The organism is Streptomyces phytophilus, assembly GCF_013870535.1.
Taxonomy (GTDB): domain Bacteria; phylum Actinomycetota; class Actinomycetes; order Streptomycetales; family Streptomycetaceae; genus Streptomyces; species Streptomyces phytophilus.
The window spans coordinates 1-1,198 of record NZ_JACBXC010001586.1; the positions used below are offsets into that span (position 1 = coordinate 1).

Annotated in this window: 2 protein-coding genes; both read right to left on the reverse strand. The window is 74.0% G+C overall.

The window, feature by feature from the left end; all coding sequences use genetic code 11:
- On the reverse strand, positions 1-425 hold a 425-nt coding region (locus tag H5J30_RS34430; protein ID WP_181791743.1), incomplete at its 3' end, for a Rieske (2Fe-2S) protein.
- Between the two features lie 79 nt (positions 426-504).
- A partial coding sequence (locus H5J30_RS34435; RefSeq protein WP_181791744.1) for an alpha/beta hydrolase family protein occupies positions 505-1,198 on the reverse strand: 694 nt, incomplete at its 5' end.

Sequence of the window (1,198 nt, forward strand, 5' to 3'; positions counted from 1 at the left end):
ACCCGTACGTCCTCCGCGGGCAGCGGCTGCGTGGCCGGCCCCTTGGTGACGCTGCCGTCCGCGATGGCGAACTTGCTGCCGTGGCACGCGCAGTTGATCGTGCCGTCCTCGACGCTGCTGACGATGCAGCCCTGGTGCGTGCAGACCGCGGAGAACGCCTTGAACTCGCCCGGCTCCGGCTGCGTCACGACGACCTTCTCGTCCTTGAAGATCTTGCCGCCGCCCTCGGGCACCTCGCCCGTGGTGCCGAGCTGCGCGCCGTCGTCGCCGCCTTCCTCCGGCTGCACCTGCTCGCTGCCGGAGTCGCCGGAGCCGCCCGAGTCGTCGCCGCAGGCGGCGAGTGCGGCGCTGAGACCGCCGGCGCCGACGGCGGCCACGACGGTGCGGCGGGCGGTGAGCCGGGCCGGGTTGCGGGATTGCGTCATGGTGGGGCCCTTTCCTGGTGTGCCGGTCGTCCGCCTTGGGCCGGCGGGCCCGGCGTTCTGATCGTGTGCCTCAGCGCCCTCATACGTACGCCGGGGGGCCGGCGTTCAGCTCCCGCCGCAGGAACGCCAGCTCGAACCAGAGGAGATTCTCGGCGATCGCGTCATCGGAGATCATGTGCGACGCGCCGGGCACCGGCAGGACGCTGTGCGGCCGGCCCGCGGCCAGCAGCTCGGCGGACAGCCGCAGGGTGTGGGCGGCGACGACGTTGTCGTCGGCGAGGCCGTGGACGAACAGCAGGGGCCGGCTGAGCCGGTGGCCGAGGCCCACCAGGGACGAACGGTCGTAGTGCTCGGGGAACTTCTCCGGGTGGCCGAGGAAGCGCTCCTGGTAGTGCGTGTCGTACAGCCGCGCGTCCGTGACGGGTGCGCCCGCGACGGCGGCGTGGAAGACGTCCGGCCGGGTGAGGACCGCCGCCGCGGCGAGGAAGCCGCCGAACGACCAGCCGCGGATGCCGACCCGGTCCAGGTCGAGGTCCGGCCGGCCGGCTGCCGCCGCCCGCAGCCCCCGCACCTGGTCCGCGACGGCCGTGTCCCGCTTGTCGCCGGTGTTCATCCGCTCCCACGACGGCGCGCCGGGCGTGGCCCGCCCGTCGGTGACGAGCACCGCGAACCCCTGCTCCGCGAACCACTGCGAGACCAGCGTCCACCACCCGCGCGCCGGCACCGCCAGCCGCAGCCCCGGTCTGCACCCCCAAGGAGAGTGACACCAATGA